This window comes from Mariprofundus erugo (assembly GCF_005818865.1).
Classification (GTDB): domain Bacteria; phylum Pseudomonadota; class Zetaproteobacteria; order Mariprofundales; family Mariprofundaceae; genus Mariprofundus; species Mariprofundus erugo.
Genome location: NZ_VBRY01000001.1, coordinates 123,761 through 144,471, shown reverse-complemented (window position 1 = coordinate 144,471; position 20,711 = coordinate 123,761). Strand labels below are relative to the sequence as shown.

General features: G+C 48.5%; 16 protein-coding genes. All 16 read right to left on the bottom strand.

What is annotated here, in order from left to right:
• Nucleotides 1-6 precede the first annotated feature (6 nt).
• The 16 genes from wecB to asnB (FEF65_RS00610) all read right to left on the bottom strand — a co-directional run bounded on the left by wecB (nucleotide 7) and on the right by asnB (FEF65_RS00610) (nucleotide 20,685).
• The gene (gene wecB / locus FEF65_RS00685; protein WP_138237861.1) at nucleotides 7-1,086 is read right to left on the bottom strand and encodes a non-hydrolyzing UDP-N-acetylglucosamine 2-epimerase; all 1,080 of its coding nucleotides are present in this window, start codon (nucleotides 1,084-1,086) and stop codon (nucleotides 7-9) included.
• Nucleotides 1,087-1,101: 15 nt separating this feature from the next.
• A complete protein-coding gene (asnB, locus tag FEF65_RS00680; RefSeq protein WP_138237860.1) occupies nucleotides 1,102-3,120 on the bottom strand; it encodes an asparagine synthase (glutamine-hydrolyzing) in 2,019 nt (672 codons plus the stop codon).
• A 3-nt stretch (nucleotides 3,121-3,123) separates the two neighbouring features.
• A complete protein-coding gene (locus FEF65_RS00675; protein ID WP_138237859.1) occupies nucleotides 3,124-4,269 on the bottom strand; it encodes a glycosyltransferase family protein in 1,146 nt (381 codons plus the stop codon).
• Between the two features lie 56 nt (nucleotides 4,270-4,325).
• Nucleotides 4,326-5,237 carry an NAD-dependent epimerase/dehydratase family protein gene (locus FEF65_RS00670; protein WP_161595140.1) on the bottom strand — a complete coding sequence of 304 codons (912 nt, stop codon included), beginning with the start codon at nucleotides 5,235-5,237 and terminating at the stop codon, nucleotides 4,326-4,328.
• Nucleotides 5,238-5,260: 23 nt separating this feature from the next.
• The gene (locus FEF65_RS00665) at nucleotides 5,261-6,676 is read right to left on the bottom strand and encodes an oligosaccharide flippase family protein (protein ID WP_138237857.1); all 1,416 of its coding nucleotides are present in this window, start codon (nucleotides 6,674-6,676) and stop codon (nucleotides 5,261-5,263) included.
• A 62-nt stretch (nucleotides 6,677-6,738) separates the two neighbouring features.
• Nucleotides 6,739-7,578 (bottom strand): class I SAM-dependent methyltransferase, encoded by an 840-nt coding sequence (locus FEF65_RS00660; RefSeq protein ID WP_138237856.1) that lies wholly within the window; start codon nucleotides 7,576-7,578, stop codon nucleotides 6,739-6,741.
• Nucleotides 7,559-8,791 carry a glycosyltransferase family protein gene (locus FEF65_RS00655; RefSeq protein ID WP_138237855.1) on the bottom strand — a complete coding sequence of 411 codons (1,233 nt, stop codon included), beginning with the start codon at nucleotides 8,789-8,791 and terminating at the stop codon, nucleotides 7,559-7,561. Before FEF65_RS00655 ends, FEF65_RS00660 begins: the two co-directional genes overlap by 20 nt.
• Before the next feature lie 31 nt (nucleotides 8,792-8,822).
• A complete protein-coding gene (locus tag FEF65_RS00650) occupies nucleotides 8,823-9,956 on the bottom strand; it encodes a class I SAM-dependent methyltransferase (protein WP_161595138.1) in 1,134 nt (377 codons plus the stop codon).
• A complete protein-coding gene (locus FEF65_RS00645) occupies nucleotides 9,949-11,538 on the bottom strand; it encodes a glycosyltransferase family protein (protein ID WP_138237853.1) in 1,590 nt (529 codons plus the stop codon). Before FEF65_RS00645 ends, FEF65_RS00650 begins: the two co-directional genes overlap by 8 nt.
• Nucleotides 11,539-11,571: 33 nt before the next feature.
• Complete coding sequence (locus FEF65_RS00640; RefSeq protein ID WP_138237852.1) at nucleotides 11,572-13,206, bottom strand: glycosyltransferase; 1,635 nt, start codon at nucleotides 13,204-13,206, stop codon at nucleotides 11,572-11,574.
• Between the two features lie 11 nt (nucleotides 13,207-13,217).
• Nucleotides 13,218-14,132, bottom strand: a complete 915-nt coding sequence (locus FEF65_RS00635; protein WP_138237851.1) for a class I SAM-dependent methyltransferase — start codon at nucleotides 14,130-14,132, stop codon at nucleotides 13,218-13,220.
• Nucleotides 14,133-14,135: 3 nt separating this feature from the next.
• Entirely contained in the window at nucleotides 14,136-15,155 is a 1,020-nt protein-coding gene (locus FEF65_RS00630; RefSeq protein WP_138237850.1) for a hypothetical protein, read from the bottom strand.
• Nucleotides 15,152-16,675: a methyltransferase domain-containing protein gene (locus FEF65_RS00625; protein WP_138237849.1), complete on the bottom strand. Its 1,524-nt coding sequence runs from the start codon at nucleotides 16,673-16,675 to the stop codon at nucleotides 15,152-15,154. The genes FEF65_RS00630 and FEF65_RS00625 overlap by 4 nt, the downstream gene beginning before the upstream one ends.
• Nucleotides 16,668-17,951 (bottom strand): ABC transporter ATP-binding protein, encoded by a 1,284-nt coding sequence (locus FEF65_RS00620; RefSeq protein WP_138237848.1) that lies wholly within the window; start codon nucleotides 17,949-17,951, stop codon nucleotides 16,668-16,670. Before FEF65_RS00620 ends, FEF65_RS00625 begins: the two co-directional genes overlap by 8 nt.
• Nucleotides 17,951-18,787 (bottom strand): ABC transporter permease, encoded by an 837-nt coding sequence (locus tag FEF65_RS00615; protein ID WP_138237847.1) that lies wholly within the window; start codon nucleotides 18,785-18,787, stop codon nucleotides 17,951-17,953. Before FEF65_RS00615 ends, FEF65_RS00620 begins: the two co-directional genes overlap by 1 nt.
• Nucleotides 18,784-20,685 (bottom strand): asparagine synthase (glutamine-hydrolyzing), encoded by a 1,902-nt coding sequence (asnB, locus tag FEF65_RS00610; protein ID WP_138237846.1) that lies wholly within the window; start codon nucleotides 20,683-20,685, stop codon nucleotides 18,784-18,786. The genes FEF65_RS00615 and asnB (FEF65_RS00610) overlap by 4 nt, the downstream gene beginning before the upstream one ends.
• Nucleotides 20,686-20,711: the final 26 nt, after the last annotated feature.

Genomic DNA, 20,711 nt, shown 5'->3' with positions numbered 1-20,711 from the left:
TTGCAGTCAAACATGAGAGAGATGATCTTGCAGTGAGTCAACAATTTTACAACCGGCATCACCATTTCCATACAGTACAGGCAAATTTTTCAACGATGTGCTGATATGTGCGTATCCTGCAATGATCGCATCAACATCAGTGGCCACCAACCGGTTTGCGCCGACATCTACAAGCTCAACCCACTCAGTCTCCCCTCTTAACGTAATACACGGCACACCGTAAAAATATGCCTCTTTTTGAACCCCGCCACTATCTGTTGCAATCAGAGCCGCATTCTTTTCAAGCTTGACCATATCCAGGTAACCCAGCGGATCAATGGCCACCACTGACTCCGGCAGAGAAAGGCCGAATGCACGCATCTGTTTATGAGTGCGAGGATGCACAGGCCAAACTACCGGGCAGGGTGCATGGGAGAATGCTTCCAGTATGTTCTCAATGTGTTGCTTGTCATCAGTATTTTCCTGACGATGAACCGTCGCCAGAATGTAGGGCTGCTCCACCAGTGCCAATCGGCGGAGAATATCGCTTTGTGACTCTGCTTTTCCACCATAATAAAGAGAAGCATCATACATGACATCTCCAACCACCTGCACCATTCGAGCCGGAATACCTTCATGTGCCAAATTTCTTTCCGCTACGGCAGTAGGAGCGAACAACAGGGTTGAGGCATGATCTGCCAGCACGCGATTGTACTCTTCCGGCATTTTTCTGTTAAAGGAGCGTAGCCCCGCCTCCACATGAGCGACAGGAATGTGTAATTTAACTGCAGCGATGACTCCGGCAAGCGTGGAATCGGTATCACCATAGACAAGGACCCAATCGGGACGTTCATCAAACAGGACTCGCTCAATGGCTTCGATCATGCGTCCTGTATTCTGACCGTGCGTTCCATTGCCTATTCCCAAGTGGTAATCCGGCCGGGGGATATCCAGCTCATCAAAAAACACATCGGACATATTTGCATCATAGTGTTGTCCTGTGTGCAACAGAACACCATGAATTCCCGAGCGTTTATTCATCTCTCGGGACACCACGGCAGCTTTCACAAACTGGGGGCGGGCCCCTACTATCGTCATGATTTTCATATTCTGCCCCAATTCTCAAATAACCACATGATATTGCCGCACCCATTCGCCAAAACAGATCAAACGCCATACAACCGCATTATATGGGCGCTGCCCCGTTACCATCTGATCAAAAACATCTATAGCTTCCGGCTTCAAAATTCCACGAGAACGTTCGATAGCATTGAGTAACCGCTCGCGAAACTGCTCAGGCTGACTATCGCGGAACCACACCTCTTCAGGCGTCACAAAGCCGAGCTTATCCATGCGTGTCCGGATAGCCTCCGGCAAAACGCCCCGCATTCCCTCCCGCAGCACTCGCTTGGTTACACCGGCAGAAAGTTTGAAATGGTCGGGCATACCAAGAGTAAACTCAATGAGGCGGTGATCCAGAAAGGGGACACGTGCTTCAATTGAATGAGCCATTGAATCCCGATCCTCCCAGTGCAATAACATCTGAAGATTCGAGGCTACCAGCATGGACTCGGATATATTACGTACGGAACCCGCTTTTCTGCCTGTCGCTGCAAAAGGATCCCGTGGCTCCGCGCCCAACTGTTGCATGTCAATCCAGCCGGGATCTGCCGCCGCTACACCTGCCACCCCCCGAGCCAGCTGCCGGACAGATTCAGGAAGCAGCATATCTGCAATTCTTTGCAACGCCTGCCACTCCGACATTCCATGGAATTTTTTGGTCAATTGAATCTCACGCCATAACGTCAACCAACGGCCCTGTTTAAAGAGCCCTGCAAAACGGGCTCCGAAAAAACCATGATAGCCCGCCAAAAGTTCATCTGCTCCCTGGCCATCAAGCATCACCTTCACGCCACTCTCTGCTGCCTGCCTGAAAACCTGCCACTGGGCAAAAATACTGGTCGAACCAAACGGCTCGTCCTGATGCCATACAATACCGGAGTAGGTCTCAAACAAATCATCCAGTGACGGAAAAACATAATGAGCCTCCACACCGGTATCATTCACCACAGCCTCAATCCAGACCCGCTCATCAAAGCGTTTTACATCCGAACAGGCCGAGAAAGTTTTTTGATTGGCATGGGCCCCCTGTTCGCGCAAAATGTCATTCATCACACAAACAATTGATGATGAATCAAGTCCACCTGAAAGGCATGAGCCGACAGGGACATCAGCCCGAATATGCATACGCACTGTACGAAAAAAATATTCACGAAACTGTTCAGCAGCAGCCGCTTCATCACCGTCAAACGGGGAAGACTCAAGCGTGTACCAGCGACTCACAGGAAGGCGCCCCCCCGCCGGAGGACGCCCGCTTCCTTGTAACAGTGCATGCACATCCAACTCGACAGCTTCTCCCCCCCGCAGCTGAAATACCCCCTCAAACATGGTTTCATCGGTATGATCCGATACGCCCCAGTTTAAATAGTCATACACCCGCTGACCATTCATGACTGCCTTCCAGCCCGGCAACACAGTGAACTGTTTGATTTCAGACGCAAATGCAATGCCGGATGCAGAAATATGGTAATAGAACGGTTTAATGCCAAAGCGATCCCGGGCGCCGAACAACCTGCCCCCGTCCACGTCATATAAAAGGAAGGAAAACATTCCATTAAGATGCTGCAGGCAGTCTTTACCCCACATTCGATATGCGGCGAGAATCACCTCAGTATCCGAGTGCGTTGCAAAAATATAGCCGCTGGACTCGAGCTCCTCCCTCAGCTCAATATGATTGTATATTTCTCCATTAAAGACGATCCAGTGGCGGGCATCATCGCTACTCATCGGCTGATGGCCTGCCGGAGTAATATCGATAATAGAAAGTCGACGGTGCCCCAGTAGCACACCGGCCTGAAGCCCTGTCATTTCACCTACAGAACACTGTGGTGTAAAGGTAAAATCCGATGCGAGCACAGCTTCGGGGGTATCCATTCCCCAACATGGAACAGGGGCTTCAGCTGCAGGCAGCACGACAAATCCTTCATCATCAGGGCCCCGGTGGCGGATCGTATCAGCCATCGAACGAATACAGGAAGAATCGACGACATCATAATGAATCAGGCCGGCTATACCGCACATAGCCTATAACTCCCCGGGGTGGCCTGCTTCCAGCACCCCTTCATATTCCAGCCTCATACGCAGGGCGATCTTCAACGGATCATGCCACTTTTCAACAAAGCATCTGCTTTTCTGCCCCAGTGACACCAGCTCCTCCCGCCCCTCGGTTAAGAAATACTTCACAACATCATAAACAGAGTCCGGTGTCGCCTGAATCACCGGTAGATCCCTGCGCATTTCATCAGGGATAAATTCAAGATCTTCTTCACGAAGGTAGGCCACCACAGGTTTACCTAAAGCCATCAACTCAACGGCCAAACCGCCATACCAGCCAGCCAGTAACTGATCAATCAGCAAGTCCGCCTTTCCATAACAGCTGCGTGCCTCACTATTTGTCATACCCTCGACCAGAATAAAGTCAAACTGGACACCCTCATCGCGCAGCCTTTCAACAGCATCAAGAATATACTGCGTCCCTTTAACTCCCCTGTGGCTTGGGGCATGCAATAAAACTGGTCGCCCCCTATGTCCGCCGGACACAGGCAACCAGTCCTGCACGTCTACAGACGAATATGGCAAAAATTCAGCGCGCTCGGGTAACACACGGAGTAAATCAGGGTTCAACGCATAGATTTTATCAGCATAAATATCAAAAAATGCAATCCTGTCTCGCTTCACCTGATCCGATACAGGTGTGTAATATTCTGGCTCCACCTCATTCGCAAAGGTAATATCAAAATGGCTTCGGCAATAGTCCCCCTGCCTGGCATCATCGCCCTGAAAAGTGACAATGATTGCCTTTCCAAGCCACTTCAGAAGTCTGACGTCAAAAAGCTCAAAGCAGGCAACATAGCCTCGATATAGATACTGCACCCACAATGGATATGCCTGCGCCATCCTGCCATATGCCGCAAGCCTTGAAGGCATGATCGACTGGCCAAAATTATAATGAATCACATCATACTTAAGAGCACGCCAAAGTAACTTCCAGCGCGCAAGCTCACGCTGCAAAATACCTGACGCAGCAGGCAGTAGCACTTCATCGGCAGGGTAATTAAAAGAGCTCTGATAGAACACAACCAGCCGGCTTTCAAGGCCTAAGCGGCGTTCAGCTCTGGAGAGCTGAACAGAATGACCGCCAACCAGATCAGGACAGTGAAGCACCTTCATGCCCTGAAGTCCGATATCATTAGCATGGTGAGCACAGGCACATCCAAGCTAAGCAATCACTCCGCCTTTCCTGCAAGATAATGGTTGCAATAGTCCGCAATGCCATGATGGCAAGCAATCTCGGGCGAGAGCAAATGCCTGCTCATCTGCTCAATATCCGCCACCATATTGGGCGCCTTCTGTTCGGCACGGCAATCAAACTTCGGGGCTACACCGAGATTGCTACCAATCCACTCCCCAATCTGGCGCAAGGTTACAATATCTCTTCCGGCAACGTTGATTGCGTGCGCCCCGTCAAGACTCAATGCTGCAATGACAGCCTTCGCGGCATCACTGGCATGAACAGGATTAAGCGAAAGGCCATTTTCACCCTGCAGGGTGATCGGTGCCCCCTGATAAACCGAGTTCACTAGCCGGGGCATCAACATCGAATCACTCTGGCCTTTTCCATAAATAAAGAAAAAGCGAAGGTTCACAACACTGAACAGTCCGGCATAAGCATTTACAAGCAACTCGCTACACAACTTGGATGCAGGGTACATGGCAAGTCCTCGCCCGGTAACATGTGCCTTCCCTTCGATAAAGGGGGCATCTGCCGCATCGTAAACACCACCGGTAGATGCATTGACAAAATGCTGACAGCCACGCTCCGACGCTATTTGCAACAAAGCCTGGGTACTGGCCACATTGACGTGAAAAATATGATCCGCTTTCGCAGGGAAGTCGCGAAAAAATTGCGACTGTGCGAGGTGAATCACCGCATCGACTCTTTCAGGCAACTGCTCGCGCAAACATGAAAGATCACCGGCAAGGTCGCACTTTACCCATGAAACATTTTCTGTTTCTTCCGGAGAACCCTGGCCGATCGCCCACACATGCGCCTTATCTGCCAACATGGGCAACAGATGGCTGCCAAGCAACCCTGTCCCACCTGTAAGTACAATATTTGAATAGTTCTGTTTTATCACGTCCCTGTTTCCTCCGAAGCTGCTCAATGTCTGTATAACACATTCATCCATAACCGGTCTCGCGGATGAGGCAACAGCAACACGGCAGCCACACATAGCATCAACCAGGCGATCCAATGCAGCCAAATGCTATCAATAACTGCCAGCAAAGTCAGAAACATTGACAGCCCGGCAAGCACCAGAAGATAACGCCACATTCTGTACGGCACGTGATATTCCTTCAGTGAGTAGTAGTAATAAAGACCGCACATCGTAATCGCCGAGGCCAGCGTTCCAAGCACTGCACCAAACACTCCGATCTGCCCGATCAAAATCCAGTTAAGTACCAGGTTCACCAGTGCAGCAACAAGGTTGATAGCCGCGATATGCTTTGTCTTTCCCGAAATCCACAAGCCGGGAAAAAACACATAGCTGCCCATCAACAGAATCACCAGCGACAACCAGCCAACCAGTGAGGCTGCTTCAGCATAATGGTCTCCTGTCAACAGCTGCACCAGCCACGGCGCTATCAAAGCCAGAAATCCAATGAATGGAACAAGTAGTAATAAAACCTGACTGACAATCCTGTCAATTTCACCCGGTGTCTCCGCCTCTTTGAAGCGGCTATAGATCAGAGGGGTTAAAGACATCTGAAACACGGCCGTACCCAGCGTCACAATAGAGGCAAAACGCATGGCCACACTGTAAATCCCCACAGCCTCAAGCCCCAGCAAATGATTCAGTAGCCAGCGATCCATAAATGTCGCCACATAAACGCCTACATTCGATATCACAAGCGGAGCCGAAAACAACAGCATTTTTCGCAGCAGAACAACGTCAAAGGTCAACCGCACCGGAACACGCCGTGTTGTCAGGTAGTGACCGGCAAGAAGGCTGATCAGGCTGCCGAATATCTGTCCGTAGATCACCCCTGCCAATCCCATATGCCAACCCCACAGAGCCAACACAGATACCATTGCACTAACCATCGAGAAGATGACACTTACATAGGCTGAAAGCCTGGCTTCGTGCAACCAGCGCAACTGATTCTGAACCACATATTGCAAAGCATTGAACAGCATCGCAATGGCGGCCAGCCGCACTTCAAATATGTATTGCCCCCCCCCGAACAGTAGCTGGGAAATCTTCTCTGGTATGACAAGCAATACCGACGCTGCAATAGAAAAAACAACACACGTAAACCAATAGCCGGTCGAAGCGATGCGCTGTTTTTCCTTCAGATCGGAGCTGTCGGCAAGAAACCGTGCAACCGCCTGGGTTATCTCAAGCGGCAGTGTCAGATTCAATAACGCATAGAGCAACATCAACAATTCCAGTGCCCCATACACATCCGAAGACATAAAATGAGTGTATACCGGTAAAAGTATCAGTCCCGTTCCACGCGACAGCACGATAGGCACCACATAAATGGCACTATCCTTCAAAAATGTCCGAATCATTGTAACCCGGGAAAACAGGAATTCATTCGGACCAACATCAATTGATACACTCGCGGTTGATGCTAGCCCCTGATAACCACAAACAACGAATTTGTTCCGGGAATACGCAGTCTTTCCACTATCTCTCCATGACCCGAAAGAAGACGATCAATATCATCATCAAGAAAATAGTGAAAGTGAAATGGATCAAGCGGCATTCGTTTGCGCAGGCTACGCTCCCGCGCTGCACAGCGCAGCAACAACGCCGGTAAACCGGTCACAAGCCATTTCAGCAAATGTAATGATCGTCTCAACAGTCCCTGACATGAAAATATTTTTTTCAATACCTGGCTACCCGCCGTTTCAGCCACCAACGACGAATCATGCAGACCAAGCCAGAATACCATGTACCCGCCATCCGCCAGAACGGTTTTGACAGCATCAAGAGCAACCCGAACATCACGCACATGATCAAGCGAGGTTGCAAACAGCACAAGGTTAAATGGAGCGGCAAAAGTCAGCCGGGCCAGATCCTCAGCTTTTGCGCAAAGAAAATGATAATCGCGCTCTACATTCACATGAATTGGATCAAGTCCGACATAAAGAGAGTGACCGGCAATATCCCTGGCATAAAGTGGCAGAGTGCGGCCGACACCACAACCGACGTCCAGAACCCGTGCATCGTCACCTGCCGACAAATGCATATACTTGAAGGCGATATTCTGAAAATGCTGCATCACAACGCGGGTCAGCTCATCATAGCCCTGTAAATCATGGTATTCTATGTACTCATCCAGCGACTTTTCTGTCACCTGTCGCCATTCCGCATCGTCATCCGTCATAAATACATAGGATTGCTTGTCGGCATGATCGAAATTTATTTCGTCCTGCTCTGACTCAAGATCAATGGTGTGAACAGGCATCCGATAACTCCTCGCTACTTGTTCGACTATCTGCAGATACGGGAGTCGACGGCAATATTCCCATTCCCTTGTTGATAGCGGCAAACCGCGCACCTATCACCTGAAGAGAGTGATGTTTGATGATAAACTCCCTGGACTGCCGCCCGATTTCGATCATCCGCGAGCGATCAGAAATCAGACCACGAATAACGTCTGTCACATTGGATGGATGACACTCAACCAATGGTATCTCGCCCTCTTCAATGATTCCATGCATAGTATAAAAGGACTTTAAATCATCTCTCAAATAGCAAAGAACCGGCTTTGCCAGCGCCATACCCTCCATAGCAAACATTGCATACCATCCAATAATCAGCTGGTCAGCAACAATATCTACCTCGGACATCACCCGTCGAATCTCGGCATTCGACTGCCTTTCCAGAACAATGAGCTCAATATCAAAGCCCTCTTCCTTCAACTGCAGGATTGCACTCTCAAAAAAGCAGGTTCCCTTGATAGAGCGATGATTGGGAGAGTGCAATATCCTGATGGGCCCCTCCATTTCTGAAGGAGGAGAAACCGGACTCCAGAATTCTGTATCAATCGAAAAGTTATTCAGTGTCACAGAGTCCCAGTGATACATATAATCAATCCAGTCACAACCTGTCACGACATGCGTCGCATGACATGTCCAGCGGTCAATTTGCCTGACCACCCGATTACGGGTCCATCTCTGCAACGGATAGTCCTTTGAAATTGCAGTGGTAAAAGCGAAATTGGGACAACGCGTCATATCCTGAACATCACTACCATATGGAAGAATGACAACCTTGATACCAGCCAGTCGCAACAAGAAAGGCTCCAGTCCTCTCAAAACAATGGTCGCCATCAATGGCCCGCCGTGAAAGGAGATATACAGACAACGGTAGCGAAACAGTGCCCTGAAATAAAGATAGTGCCAACGCAGCAATATCAATGCCGGTGAAAGTACCCTACTGGCATTAAAGTCAAAATCACTGGTAATAAAATTACTATCAAAAACAAAGGTTTCCGCACTATATCCGGCACCATTCAACGCCTTCTTGTGATAAAGGTAGCTGACCAATGGTTCAGGCCCCAGTCCTACATCAACATGTCTGGTAGCAAAACGCGAAGCTGCGGCAGCAAAAATGGCAGGAAGCAGAAACAGTAGATCCAGAGCTACCTTGACCATGCCCTTCAGAAGCTCTTTCATCTACCGCTACCTCCCTCCTGCCATTATCGAATCAGGGCTTAGTCAACAGAACGGAAATTCCGTTCGGATTCGAATCATGAAAGCTATATTCCGAAACGCCCAGCTCCTCCATCCACGTCACAACTTCGTCCTCAGTATGCTGCCAGGCATTGTGAGGATGGTACCAGTCGAAATTCACCATATTATTGGTTTCATAATCAAAGCTGTCATTCCAGAAGCATTTGACAAAATTATAATAGATCAGTCGCTGCACATCATGCGTTCCTGCCGGGATCCCCAAAACATCAACCGGCTTCTCAAGGGTGATTTTGGCATTCAGTTTACTGAGTTCACGCCCAAGCTCGGTAAGCCCTTCGCAGGCGGCATAACATGCTTCAGGCGCCATCTGTGTATATGACTCGCGGATGTAGCTATCACAAAACTGTCTGGCAGCCCCCATCTTGCGGTAGATATAAAAGAAAAACTGCCCCCCCGGTTTCACCTTGTTGAACAGGGCAAATACAGCATCTTTGGTGTTTGGCGTATGATGCAACACGCCATCTGCAATGATAAAGTCGAAATAGTTATCCGCGAATGGCGCCTCCATCAAGTCGGCTTTCACCACGGCGCAATTAGCCAGATCCTTTGTATTGTGATACGTGGTATCGGCTGCTTCCGAAACATCCAGTGCAAACACCTCACCAGGACAGTTTTCAGCAATAAAGCGTGTATTAAAACCGGAGCCAGGCCCCACTTCCAGGACTCGTCCTTTTCCGTGATAAAACGCTTTCAGTTCATCCACATTTGCGACACCAAGCTTCTTGCAATACCAGCCAAAGAGAAAATCCTTGTGTTCGGCCTCATGACCGTAGTTCTTGAATTTCCGCCATTTATCTGAAAAGGTTTCATTGGTTTTCGACTGCTCCTGACGTCGGGCACAAACCTGGGCCTGCTGACCAGATGAAAGTGTTAAACCGTGCCTTGCTGCAAACTCAGAAAAATCAGGCTGCAATTCGCCTTGTAAAAAGCAGGGCACTCCATCAACAATCGGGTACCAATGGACACCTTCAGAGGACTGAAGCACTCCTTCGTTCACATGCCCGTCAGTGGATTCAAAGACCTTCAGCGTGAATGCTTCCTCATCGGAAAACCTCTCATTCAACACCTCCAATAATTTTTCACGCACTGGCAACCTCCACGGTTTCTAATATCCTGCGATACGCATCTACCTGTATCCGACAAACTCTGTCGGCGGAATGGTAGCTGTTTATCCACTCTCTGGCATCATCACCTATTCTCTGCTGATCCTGCGGGTCCTCAAGCACTCGACGCATAGCAACTATTGTCGAAGCCACATCCCGCACATCAAACAATGGCGGCGATGCTCCGAAAAACCTTACTGCCAACTCCATGTCCATTGCTGTGAGCAACCTTCTACCCAAAGCCATGGTTTCAAACCCGACCCCGCCAAGAGCGGGCAGCAAAAACTGATCAATCACGGCATGAACAGACAGGTACTTAGCCCACAACTGCCGCTTCTTCATCGGTTTGACCCAGACAACGGCCTTATCGATTCCCAACTGCCGGATCAGCTCTTTAGAGCACTCCACATCCCGCCCCCACTCGACCAGCTCGAGACGGAAATTGTAGCCTTCTGCAAGCAACTCTTTCGCAGCATAAAAGATGGCATCATTGCCTTTTGCCATCGAGGGATCGCGATCCTTCCAGTGCTGGCGCGACGGCGAAAAAAACACCACATGATCCACCGGCGGCACAAAACTGCCAGCGTTTTCTCTCGCAAAGCGAAACAGTTTTTCATTATCGAATGCATGCGGCAAACAGATAACCTGATCCTGCTGCAACCCGAGCCGCCCGGCGGCAATCAGATTATCACTGTTGGTAATAAAAACGACGGGAGAAAGCTTGTAACTGATGGCACAAAGACGTCCCTGGGCATTATTCTCGAACGGGATTTCACGAATAGTTCCATGCTCATAGGCCGCAAAATTTTTATAACCCGCAAGAATCGGCAATATGGGATAAGTGGCATAGGCCTGGATGACATCATATTGACTGAATAACTTCTGCCACTCTCTTATATTACCCATCCATGGAGCTATATCGGCAATACTTAATCCAGCTCCCTTTTCCGCTAATCTAGCCGGAAATTCTGCCCTGAATCGCAATACCAGATCATAAGCCCGATCCAGGGAAGGGGCAGCCCTCAGAGTCACGCGAATCAGAAGCTGGTGTAAAATCCTCTTCACTGGTCGGGGCAGGATTTTTCTGGCCAACGCCATCATCCCCCTGACAGCGAGCGCTCTGTTTAGCTCCGCACCACCCATGTGGCCAACGGCACCTGCAGATGGATCAATCAATCCATTTTCGACTGATAACACCCGCCAGAGTCGCGCAGCCTGAACTGTATCTCCGTCGCCCTTGCTTAGCAGGTAGTTTGCACAATTGACGAACGCCCCCTGGGCAAACCAGTCGGGGCGCTCAAAACGATTCAAATCACATTGATACCATTGCGGCCTAAATGGATCGCCGAACTCGCCGGAAAAGTCGGCATCCTCCCACTCAGGGCACCCCATGATGTGGTAATAATCATGACATATAACATCCGCATCAATTCCCCTCTGGCGCTGCACCTTGGCATTATTGTAAGCATTGTTGGCAATATTTCCGACGTGCAAAACCCTCAGAGGACGGCCTTTTTTTAGTTTGAACTCGTTTATCCAGGTTGGTGACAATGATTCACCTCGCATCAGCCCCCCCTTTATGGAACCCTCCTACCCACTTCACAACGCACGCTGATAAATATGACAAAGCTTCTCCGTAATAACGTGATTGGAGTGATATTTCTGATACCATGAGCGACTTCCAGCTGAAATATCGTTATATAATTTTTGATCTCGATAGAGACTCTGTAACCCCTCGAATATTTCCATTGATGTCTGCACATTTAAAACCGGTGGCATTTCCTCAAAACACCATCGATGCACATCTTCGTTCAGATATAAAAAAACCGGCTTACCCAACGCCAAAGCTTTAGGCGTAGTGCTACCAAATGCTCCCAGGAAAAACTGATCCGCCAATGCATCTGTAGCCATAATATACCGAACCATTTCTCTGTTTGGCAGGGTCTTCACCCATATAATTCGATCTGAAATTCCTAAATCAGCAATCAGCTTCTTGCTTTTTTCCAGCATTTCACCCCACTCAACCATCACACACGCAGCTGACGGATTGACTTCGCGAACAAACCGGGCGAACCCATTAATAAAGAAATCGTTTCCTTTTTCCATATTAGGATTCCGCTGCTCGTCCCAGTGCTGCCGTGAAGGGTGAAACACAACAAAATCTGCATTCGCTTGTGAACGGATGTGCGCCCTTAATCTTATAGATTTCTCATCCTCCACCAACCAATCCTCATTAATCGGGTGGGGGATAAACTCGAAGTTTGATATTGCCAACTTCTTCACAGCGCTGATCGCATCACAGTTCGTAATGGCAACCATATTGGCCGACTTATAGACCAGCTCACACAACCGCCCTTGCGAAGTTTCCTCAAAAGGCGTTTTACGAATAGTGCCATGTTCATATGCAACATATTGCTTATCTACCAACAACGGGTATATACCCGCGTTTGCATAGCCATGGATTAAGTCATAATGCGCAAACACTTCTGCAAGCTGCGCCAGTATCCCGCAATAGCCAATCAAGTCCGTTTCTTGCAAACCGGTATTGCGCCCCGACAACAGCTGTTCCGACCTGCTCATCATTCGCATCATAGTTTCTGCAGCAAGATCCGGTGCATGAGCAGGTTGAATCTGCTCAGCCTGAACAGGTTCGGACTGAGTCTGATGACTATCTGCTCGAACAAGTCTGATCAGCCGTTTCAATATTCGCATCAAAAAACCGACCGGGACTTCCCTTGGACTCCCGGCAAGAGGGAGCTGAGGTTCCACCGGGCCGGCATCAACTGCATAGGTCACTCTGAGCCCGGACTTATACTCGAGGTACTCTCTGAGTTTTTCCACACCCGGATTGCTCTGCGAATTTGCCAACCTCAAATATTCAAGACATTCAACAATCGGCCCCTGAACAAACCACTCCGGCCGGGAAAAACCGTTTAAATCAACCGAATGCCACTTCGGTGCAAAATCATCGGACCAATCACCAATAACATCTGCATCCTCCCACTCAGGACAGCCCATCACATGGTAGTAATCACAACACAACACATCACTCTCAACGCCCATGTTCCGCAACATTTTCGAATTGAGGTATGCGTTATTTGCCAAATTTCCTATATGCAACACACGAAAAGGGCGACCATGCTCAGAACGGAACTGTTCATGCCACTCCGCTGCATTTTCATACAGCCAATTCGCCCCCTGAAGCTCATCAGACACAGGCTTTTGGGCATCCATAGGTGAACCTCTCAACTATTTTTAGACAAGTATCGTTCAATCTCAGTAGAGGCCACTTTCAAGTAGGCCAAAAACTCCTTATCCTGACTCAAATCAATACCTTTACCCTCCAGCTCCCTGTCAATACAATATTCAACATCCTTAGCTTCCACATAATTTTTTGATGCTGAGTAGTAGAACATGGACCCGGCCTTACCAGCCTGGATGTCATCGAGCTTTTTCATAATCTCAGCAATTCGTACATCCGTAACGCGGGCGACAAAATTCGATATAGGGAAACGCTGAGAATATGTAGTCAGACACAGGTATTTCTGCAAATGTTCCAAAAATACTTTCTGCTGATATGCATGATGATGGTCACCCAGTTCAGGCTCAACCACTTCACGCGTATGTGTCAACCTGTAAACCAAATGTCTGAAATTCATCAATGCGCCGGACAGCCAGCCGGACTCAGCGGCAATCTGCTCATCCTGCCCGATTGGCTCCCGGCCAATCAGCAGGCCGTGCTCAGACATGACACGCATGATCTCTTTCATCGCACCATCAAGATGAGAGTCAGGGACGTGATGCAACACTGATGATGCAATTACAATATCAAATGAACCGGACGGGTAGGGAATCTCGTGAACTCTCCCCACTTTAAATTCACCATTCGGAAATGCAGCCATTGCTTCTGCGATCATTCCATCTGACAGATCGACACCGGCGAGGTGACCAACATCAGTAAGTTGGTGCCAATAGGGCCACAACGATGCAGGACCGCATCCCAGATCCAGGATTCGATCCCCCGGCTTATAATGGGCTTTTACTAACTCATAGAACTCACTATCCCAATATTCCATTATTGGATACCCATGATAATTTCGTTGATAGCTCTTCGCAGCTTCATTTTCATCATCCCGCTCCCTAATTTCGAAATCGTACATCAGCTAATCTCCAGAGATATATTCAGGATGAACACATATAACGACGCGCACCCCTCCACCAAGTTGCTCAAGATATGCGAGAACATCCTTGGTTTTCACAGGCCACAACACCTCGGCACCCTTCCCTCGTTTAGCTATCACCCATGCATCACACCCTAACAACCATATATCGACATCATATCCACGGCCGAAGAATGGGTTATCCAAAAAATAATAGCGCAACCACTCCATGTTTCTGACGCAATCACTCGTTGACAGTCTCAGGTACTCTGCCACCTTGTCAGAGTCGAGACTTTCTGGAAGAACCGGGTAGTTTCCCTCGTATGTCAACCCGAGCTTCGCCTCATCCAAAACATGGAGGGGAAAATTTTTCCCCTTATAAGTAAATGATCGACGACCACCAATACTTTTATTTTGAAATACCTCGAAGTTTTCAGCACCGAAAACAATGGCAGAGTTATGAGCAACAGTACCGGAAACCTTTACTCCTAATGAGCCTAACCAAGCGATTTCAGACCTCACTGCTTCAGCCCCATTGATATTGTGGACGCAATAGAGATATAAAGGGTCGCAATGTAAACCAAGCTCGCAGCCTGTGGCTATCAATTCGGCAACAAAAGACTCTAACCCGGCAAAGCGGTGAAACACATTATTCTCTACAACCCCGTAATAATGGGATGTATGCAGAAGATAGAAACTTCCTGGCAGCCCTTTTCTTGCAAGGTATCTGGCTGCTCTAACACCAGTGACAATGTCTCCATCCAAATCATGGCGAAGTGAGATAACAACCTTTTCTTCATCCACCGGAGCCATCAACTGGCTCATGGGCCGAACATCAAACCCGGGGGTGACAACCAGAGCATCCACAATCTGCCGATAAACAGCGAAAGGAGTGGCAACCCCCTGCTCCTTATACGAATGCGCCACTGCCCGGCAACGGCCTGTGATCTCCTCTCGTGAGAGGCTATGCAACATAACCTTATAAGGCTTGGCTCTTCGAAACCATCGATCGAGAAAACTCACCTGCCACTCTCACCTGCTGCCACACGCGCAACAATTCTGGTTTCATATCGAATAGGGTTGTTCTCACGGATCCCCATATCCAAAGGAGACACCGAAATTTCGACACACCCTAGTGCCTGCAAAGTGCGACACACTGCCGACACTGAAATATCATTATAAAAACAGGTCGTACTCTCATCCCATGAATACCGGTGCTCTGACAACTCTGGAAACCAACCACGGTACGCAGTCAAATAAATCCAGCCGCTAGAGCAGGCAACCATTGACTTAAGCATGGCATCCATATCGTATGAATTGTCAATCGTCCCTTGAGAGAAAACCACATCGAACTTTTCATCGGGAATATTGACAATGATGTCACCGGTAATGTACGCGTGCTTTGAATTCGGGCGATTCTGGCGACACCATTCCGCCTCTTTGCCGCTCAAATCCATACCAACATAGCGCCGTTCGGAAAAAACATCGGCATATCCAACGGCCAGACCGCACCCCACATCCAGCAATGATTCAACCTTATGCCCGGCTTGATCCAAACATTGAACAAAATATTGAAAGTCATTATGGGCAACCAGACGACTATCGTACATCCACGTATACCAGTCCAAACCGCCTTCATTCTGCTTCCACCATTCACCGTAATTGGGCGGGCAATAGCGCACATACTCCGTGGGATAGTGCCCCAACCGTTGCATGGTTCGGGCCGCTATATTCTCAAACCGGACCCTGTCGATGGGTGTCCAGTCCGGCCAACGAGGAAAATTATTTCCCTCATCAATCCTGTCTTTCAAAGAGTTCACTCTCTTACCAAGCTGGCATTTGATATCGTCAGAAGTAAGCCCATTTAACCCAAGAAACTCAGTCACCCTAAGCAAATCAGAAGGTTCCGGAGAGGTATAGTTAATTGAGATCCACTCATTTTCCGGCAATGCCTCAAGCTGATCCAGGTATAGATCATTAATTCTGGACCAATACCAGGCGCACATCTCAAGGCGGGTAAACTTTTCCCACTGATCAAACCAGATATCGTCGAGCCCGGGGCGTGGTCTGGAATAGTCAGAACTATCAAGCTCTATGGGCAGTGAAGCCTGAGATTTTTTCGCCCGTTCACTCAAATCACCTATTTCATGGCACTCACGATAGATGGTACCGAACATCCGGTTATGCCAGTCAATAAAAGAGCGTACAACATCTCGCCCATCCCGGTGCACATAGACAAATCTGCATTTGCTCAGCTTGTGCAGATGCGGAATAAAAGGGCCTAACGTAACATTTTTCTCACCGTAGATAAGGCCTTTATCGAGCACAGCAGCGGCCCTTTGAAGCACCGTTTCAGCAATGAGCTGGAAAGGACGATCATAGCGCCCCTCCATCATGTCACGACTTTCACGATTCAGATTGGGAGATGGCTCCAGCAAACATTCGGCATTAGTTGCAGAGTCCAGAAGCCTGCACAGGGACGTGGTCCCCGAGCGCCCGCATCCCACCACAAAAAAGATATTTGGATTCGAATAATCAGCCATTGTCGGTTTGCTTTTTGACCTCTTCAAATTCGCAGCCCAAATCCACCATTCCAGTCACCGGACGACCAGTTGCTGTCAGAAGGGTATTGCCTCTGACAACATGAAGAACGTTAAATGCATCCTCAATGAGCTCAACAACGCCGCCACCCACCAGATAGTTTCCAGGGGCAAGAACATTCCTGAAGCTGAATGCATAATGACCTGTTTGCCCCGCAGCACCAGAAAGCTCAACCTCATGAAATGCTGTTGCATCACCAAAAACAGTCATTCCTGAAGGCGTCTCAACCCTGAAAGAAACACCAGCCCTTGGCAGGTGCTTATTAAACTGCACCTGAATCATCACCTTGTAGCGTTCTCCGTAGTGAAGCGTGGTTGCTTCAAAACCATCCTCATCAACCAGGGAAATCACCCGGACATATGCATCAAGTTTATCTGCTTGCTCCTGCTTTATAAGTCCTCTCGACAACACCGTTTCCTGCAAGGTCTTACCAGCTGTTTTACTTCTGTCCCTTGCCAGCAACGTTTCATATTCGTGACCGACATATCGAGGTAATCCATCACAGAGCAACTTTCCCCGATCCAAAAGGATCGCACGGTCACACAACTCATAAATCTGCCCCAAACTATGGGTGACAAAAAAGATCGTTGCACCACTTTCGGCAATTTCCTTGATTCGTTTAAAGCACTTTTCGGCAAACAGTGCATCTCCGACAGAGAGCGCCTCATCAATGATTAATATCTCAGCATCGACACTGATTGCCGTCGCAAAGGTCAACCTGGCCTTCATGCCTGAAGAGTAGGTCTTAAATGGTTGGTCAATGACATCACCCAGTTCAGCGAACTCGATAATGGAGTCCATCTTGGCCAGTACTTCCTCTTTTTTCATACCAAGACACATACCACCAAACAGAACATTATTTCTGCCTGTGTATTCAGGGCTGAAGCCGGATCCCAGCTCCAGTAATGCAGCAACCCTGCCATTCACCTTGATATCGCCCTCATCATGGTCCAGCACGCCAGCGACAATTTTCAATAAAGTACTTTTACCTGCACCGTTTCGGCCCAAAACGCCGACAACTTCGCCGTGCCCGACATCAAAGGAAACCCCTGTCAATGCGTGATACTCGGCATGATGTTTACGACCGGTGATCAGCTCTCGCAACAGTGCAGACGGTCTGTCATAGAGCTTAAAGCTCTTGCCAAGGTTTTTCACATGGATTGCAGAAGCACCTGTAGCAGTCGCCTGAGCAACGTCTTTTCCCTGATCTAATGCCATCACAACACATTCCCAAACATTGTCTTAAATCGTCTGAAAAGTGTGAATCCAAGGATAAATACCAATAATGATTCAACACTGAAAACCATCCACGCCCATGGGTGCTCAAAGTGCCCATAATATAAAGCATCCTGAAAACACCAGATCATGGGGCTAAATGGATTTATGTATATGATCGGTTTGAATATTTCCGGCACCCACATCGGCAAATAAAATATTGGCATCAAATACATATTAATAACCGTCAACACCTGAACTATATCTTTAATATCACGAAAATAGGTCCCCACGCCTGACAGCAGAAAGGCCACCCCGAGCATCAGAATGACGGCCAGCGCCACCACAACGGGAAGCAATACATAAGTCCATGGAAGCCCGCCTGATACAAACAAAACGTATAACAGAAGAACCGTTAAAGACACGACCAGAGGCAGCATCGAACTTAACACGCTTTTAACTGGAAGAACCTCAACCGGAAAGACAACCTGCTTGACCAAATTCGCATTCGCCACAATGACGCCGGTAGATTTGGCCATGACTTCCTGAAAAACAAGCCAGGGAATAAGTCCGGACAATATATAGGCAGTATAATCAAGCGGAAGTTCATGTTCGGAGCCGATTTTTACCTTGAATACAAATGAAAATATAAAAACATAAATTGCCATCATCATCAGCGGATGCAGCACAGGCCATATTCTGCCTAAGATCTGACCAGCATATCTCTCACCTGTTTCACGCTTGGCCAAATCCCATATCAATTCGTAATGAGTGGAAACGATCGAATAAAAATCACGGACGGTAACAAACGGCTTTTTCTTTCGATTTAAGCCGCTCATTCACTAACCCTCGATTTACCAGCCCCGAATTGTTCACACCACTTTTCGGCATTAATCAATGACCAGATCAACAGGCGCCTGTTTTCCCTGCCTTCGAGATGATCATCAACCAGTGCCTGAACAACGTTTCTGTCCATATATTGATAGATATCAGCCTGACCATGGCAAATTTTACGTTTCACATAGTCGATGCTTTCACCTTTAAACCAGCTGGCATCCGGCGCTGAGAATCCTTGCTTCTCACGCTCGGAAACTTCTCTGGGGACATGGCGCTGCATCATTTGCCTGAGCAATAGTTTGCCATCCTTTGTTTTCTGAAAATACTTCGCTGTTTTGCTGCCCGGCTCATTTTCATTGATCCTGACAACATCTGACAGATGCCCCAGCTTCAAACGAGTTGGCACCTTCATCGCGAAATCGACCAGATCATTGTCCAGGAATGGGACTCTCGTTTCCAGAGAGTGGGCCATGGATATCTTATCCTCCACAACCAGAAGTCCGTGTAAAAACGTCTTTGCCTCAAAATAGAGGGAGTGATTCACATAATCCTCGGGGCGACAAAGACTCGCACTATGAGTGGAAAATACATCCCTGAATATATCTCGGGTCGACACATGCTTCACCTGGTCCCAAACAGGAGCAAATACTTTCTTCATCATGCCGTTTGGAATGAGACGCTGCCAGTAATCATAATATTTATCGATATAGTGCTCAAAGTCGTCGTTCACCACAGCACGATAATAACGCCATGGATATCCGCCAAACATCTCATCTCCACCGGCACCCGACAACACAACCTTGCCGAATTTTCCGGCCAGCTGGGCTGCATAGAAATTGGGGTAGCTCTGTCCGACCCGCGGCTCCTCCAGGTGCCACACCAGTTTCGGCATAATGCGTTCCATATCCCCGGCCTTAAGCACCATTTCATAATGCTCGGTTTTAAACAGGTAGGACATGTGTTCGGCTTCACGTCGTTCATCAAAGCCCAGCTCCATTCCTGAGGCAGAACTCATATCAAACCCGCAAGTAAAGGTACGCATATATGGTAATTCTTTGGCTGCAATTGCCGTGATAGAGCCGGAATCCATCCCACCACTCAAATAGGAACCCACATCGACATCCGCAACCAGCTGACGACGCACAGCCTGCTGGAACAAACGATCCAGCTCTTCGATATACTCCTGATCATCCAGAGGCTGCTCAGGCTCTTCGAAATGGTAGTCCCAGTATCGACTCAACACCCCGGTCTCACCGGAACGTCCGAGCTCTATTGACATACAGCAACCGGCAGGCAGAAGCTTCACTCCTTTATGCAAAGTACGATCGCTGAGAAAATTCTGGAATGTAAAATACTCGAGCAATCCTTCCACATCAATTTCCGACGAAAAGGAAGGATGCCCCATCAACGCCTTGATTTCAGAGCCGAATAGAAACTTACCGGCTACTGTTGCATAATATAACGGTTTGATGCCATATCGGTCGCGCGCCAGAAACAGGGTCTTCTCCAGCTTGTCCCAGACAGCGAATGCGAACATCCCGTTAAAACGGCCCAGTGAGTCTTTCCCCCACTGGGCATAAGCTTTAAGAACCACCTCAGAATCTGTACTGGAGTGAAATTGCCAACCAAGAGATTCGAGTTCTACCCGCAACTCCTGAAAGTTGTAGACCTCTCCGTTATACACCATCACGTAGCGTCCATCCGCTGTGGCTAACGGTTGATGGCCTGCTGCAGACAAATCAATAATGGACAATCGCCTGTGCCCCAGCCCGACAGGCCCATCAGTAAACAGGCCGCTATCATCCGGGCCCCGATGGATAATCTGATCGGACATGCGCCGGATCGATACCGGAGAAACAGCTCCCCCGGTACGATCCAGAACACCTACAATACCGCACATATCATGTTCTCCTCGAATTGACTGTC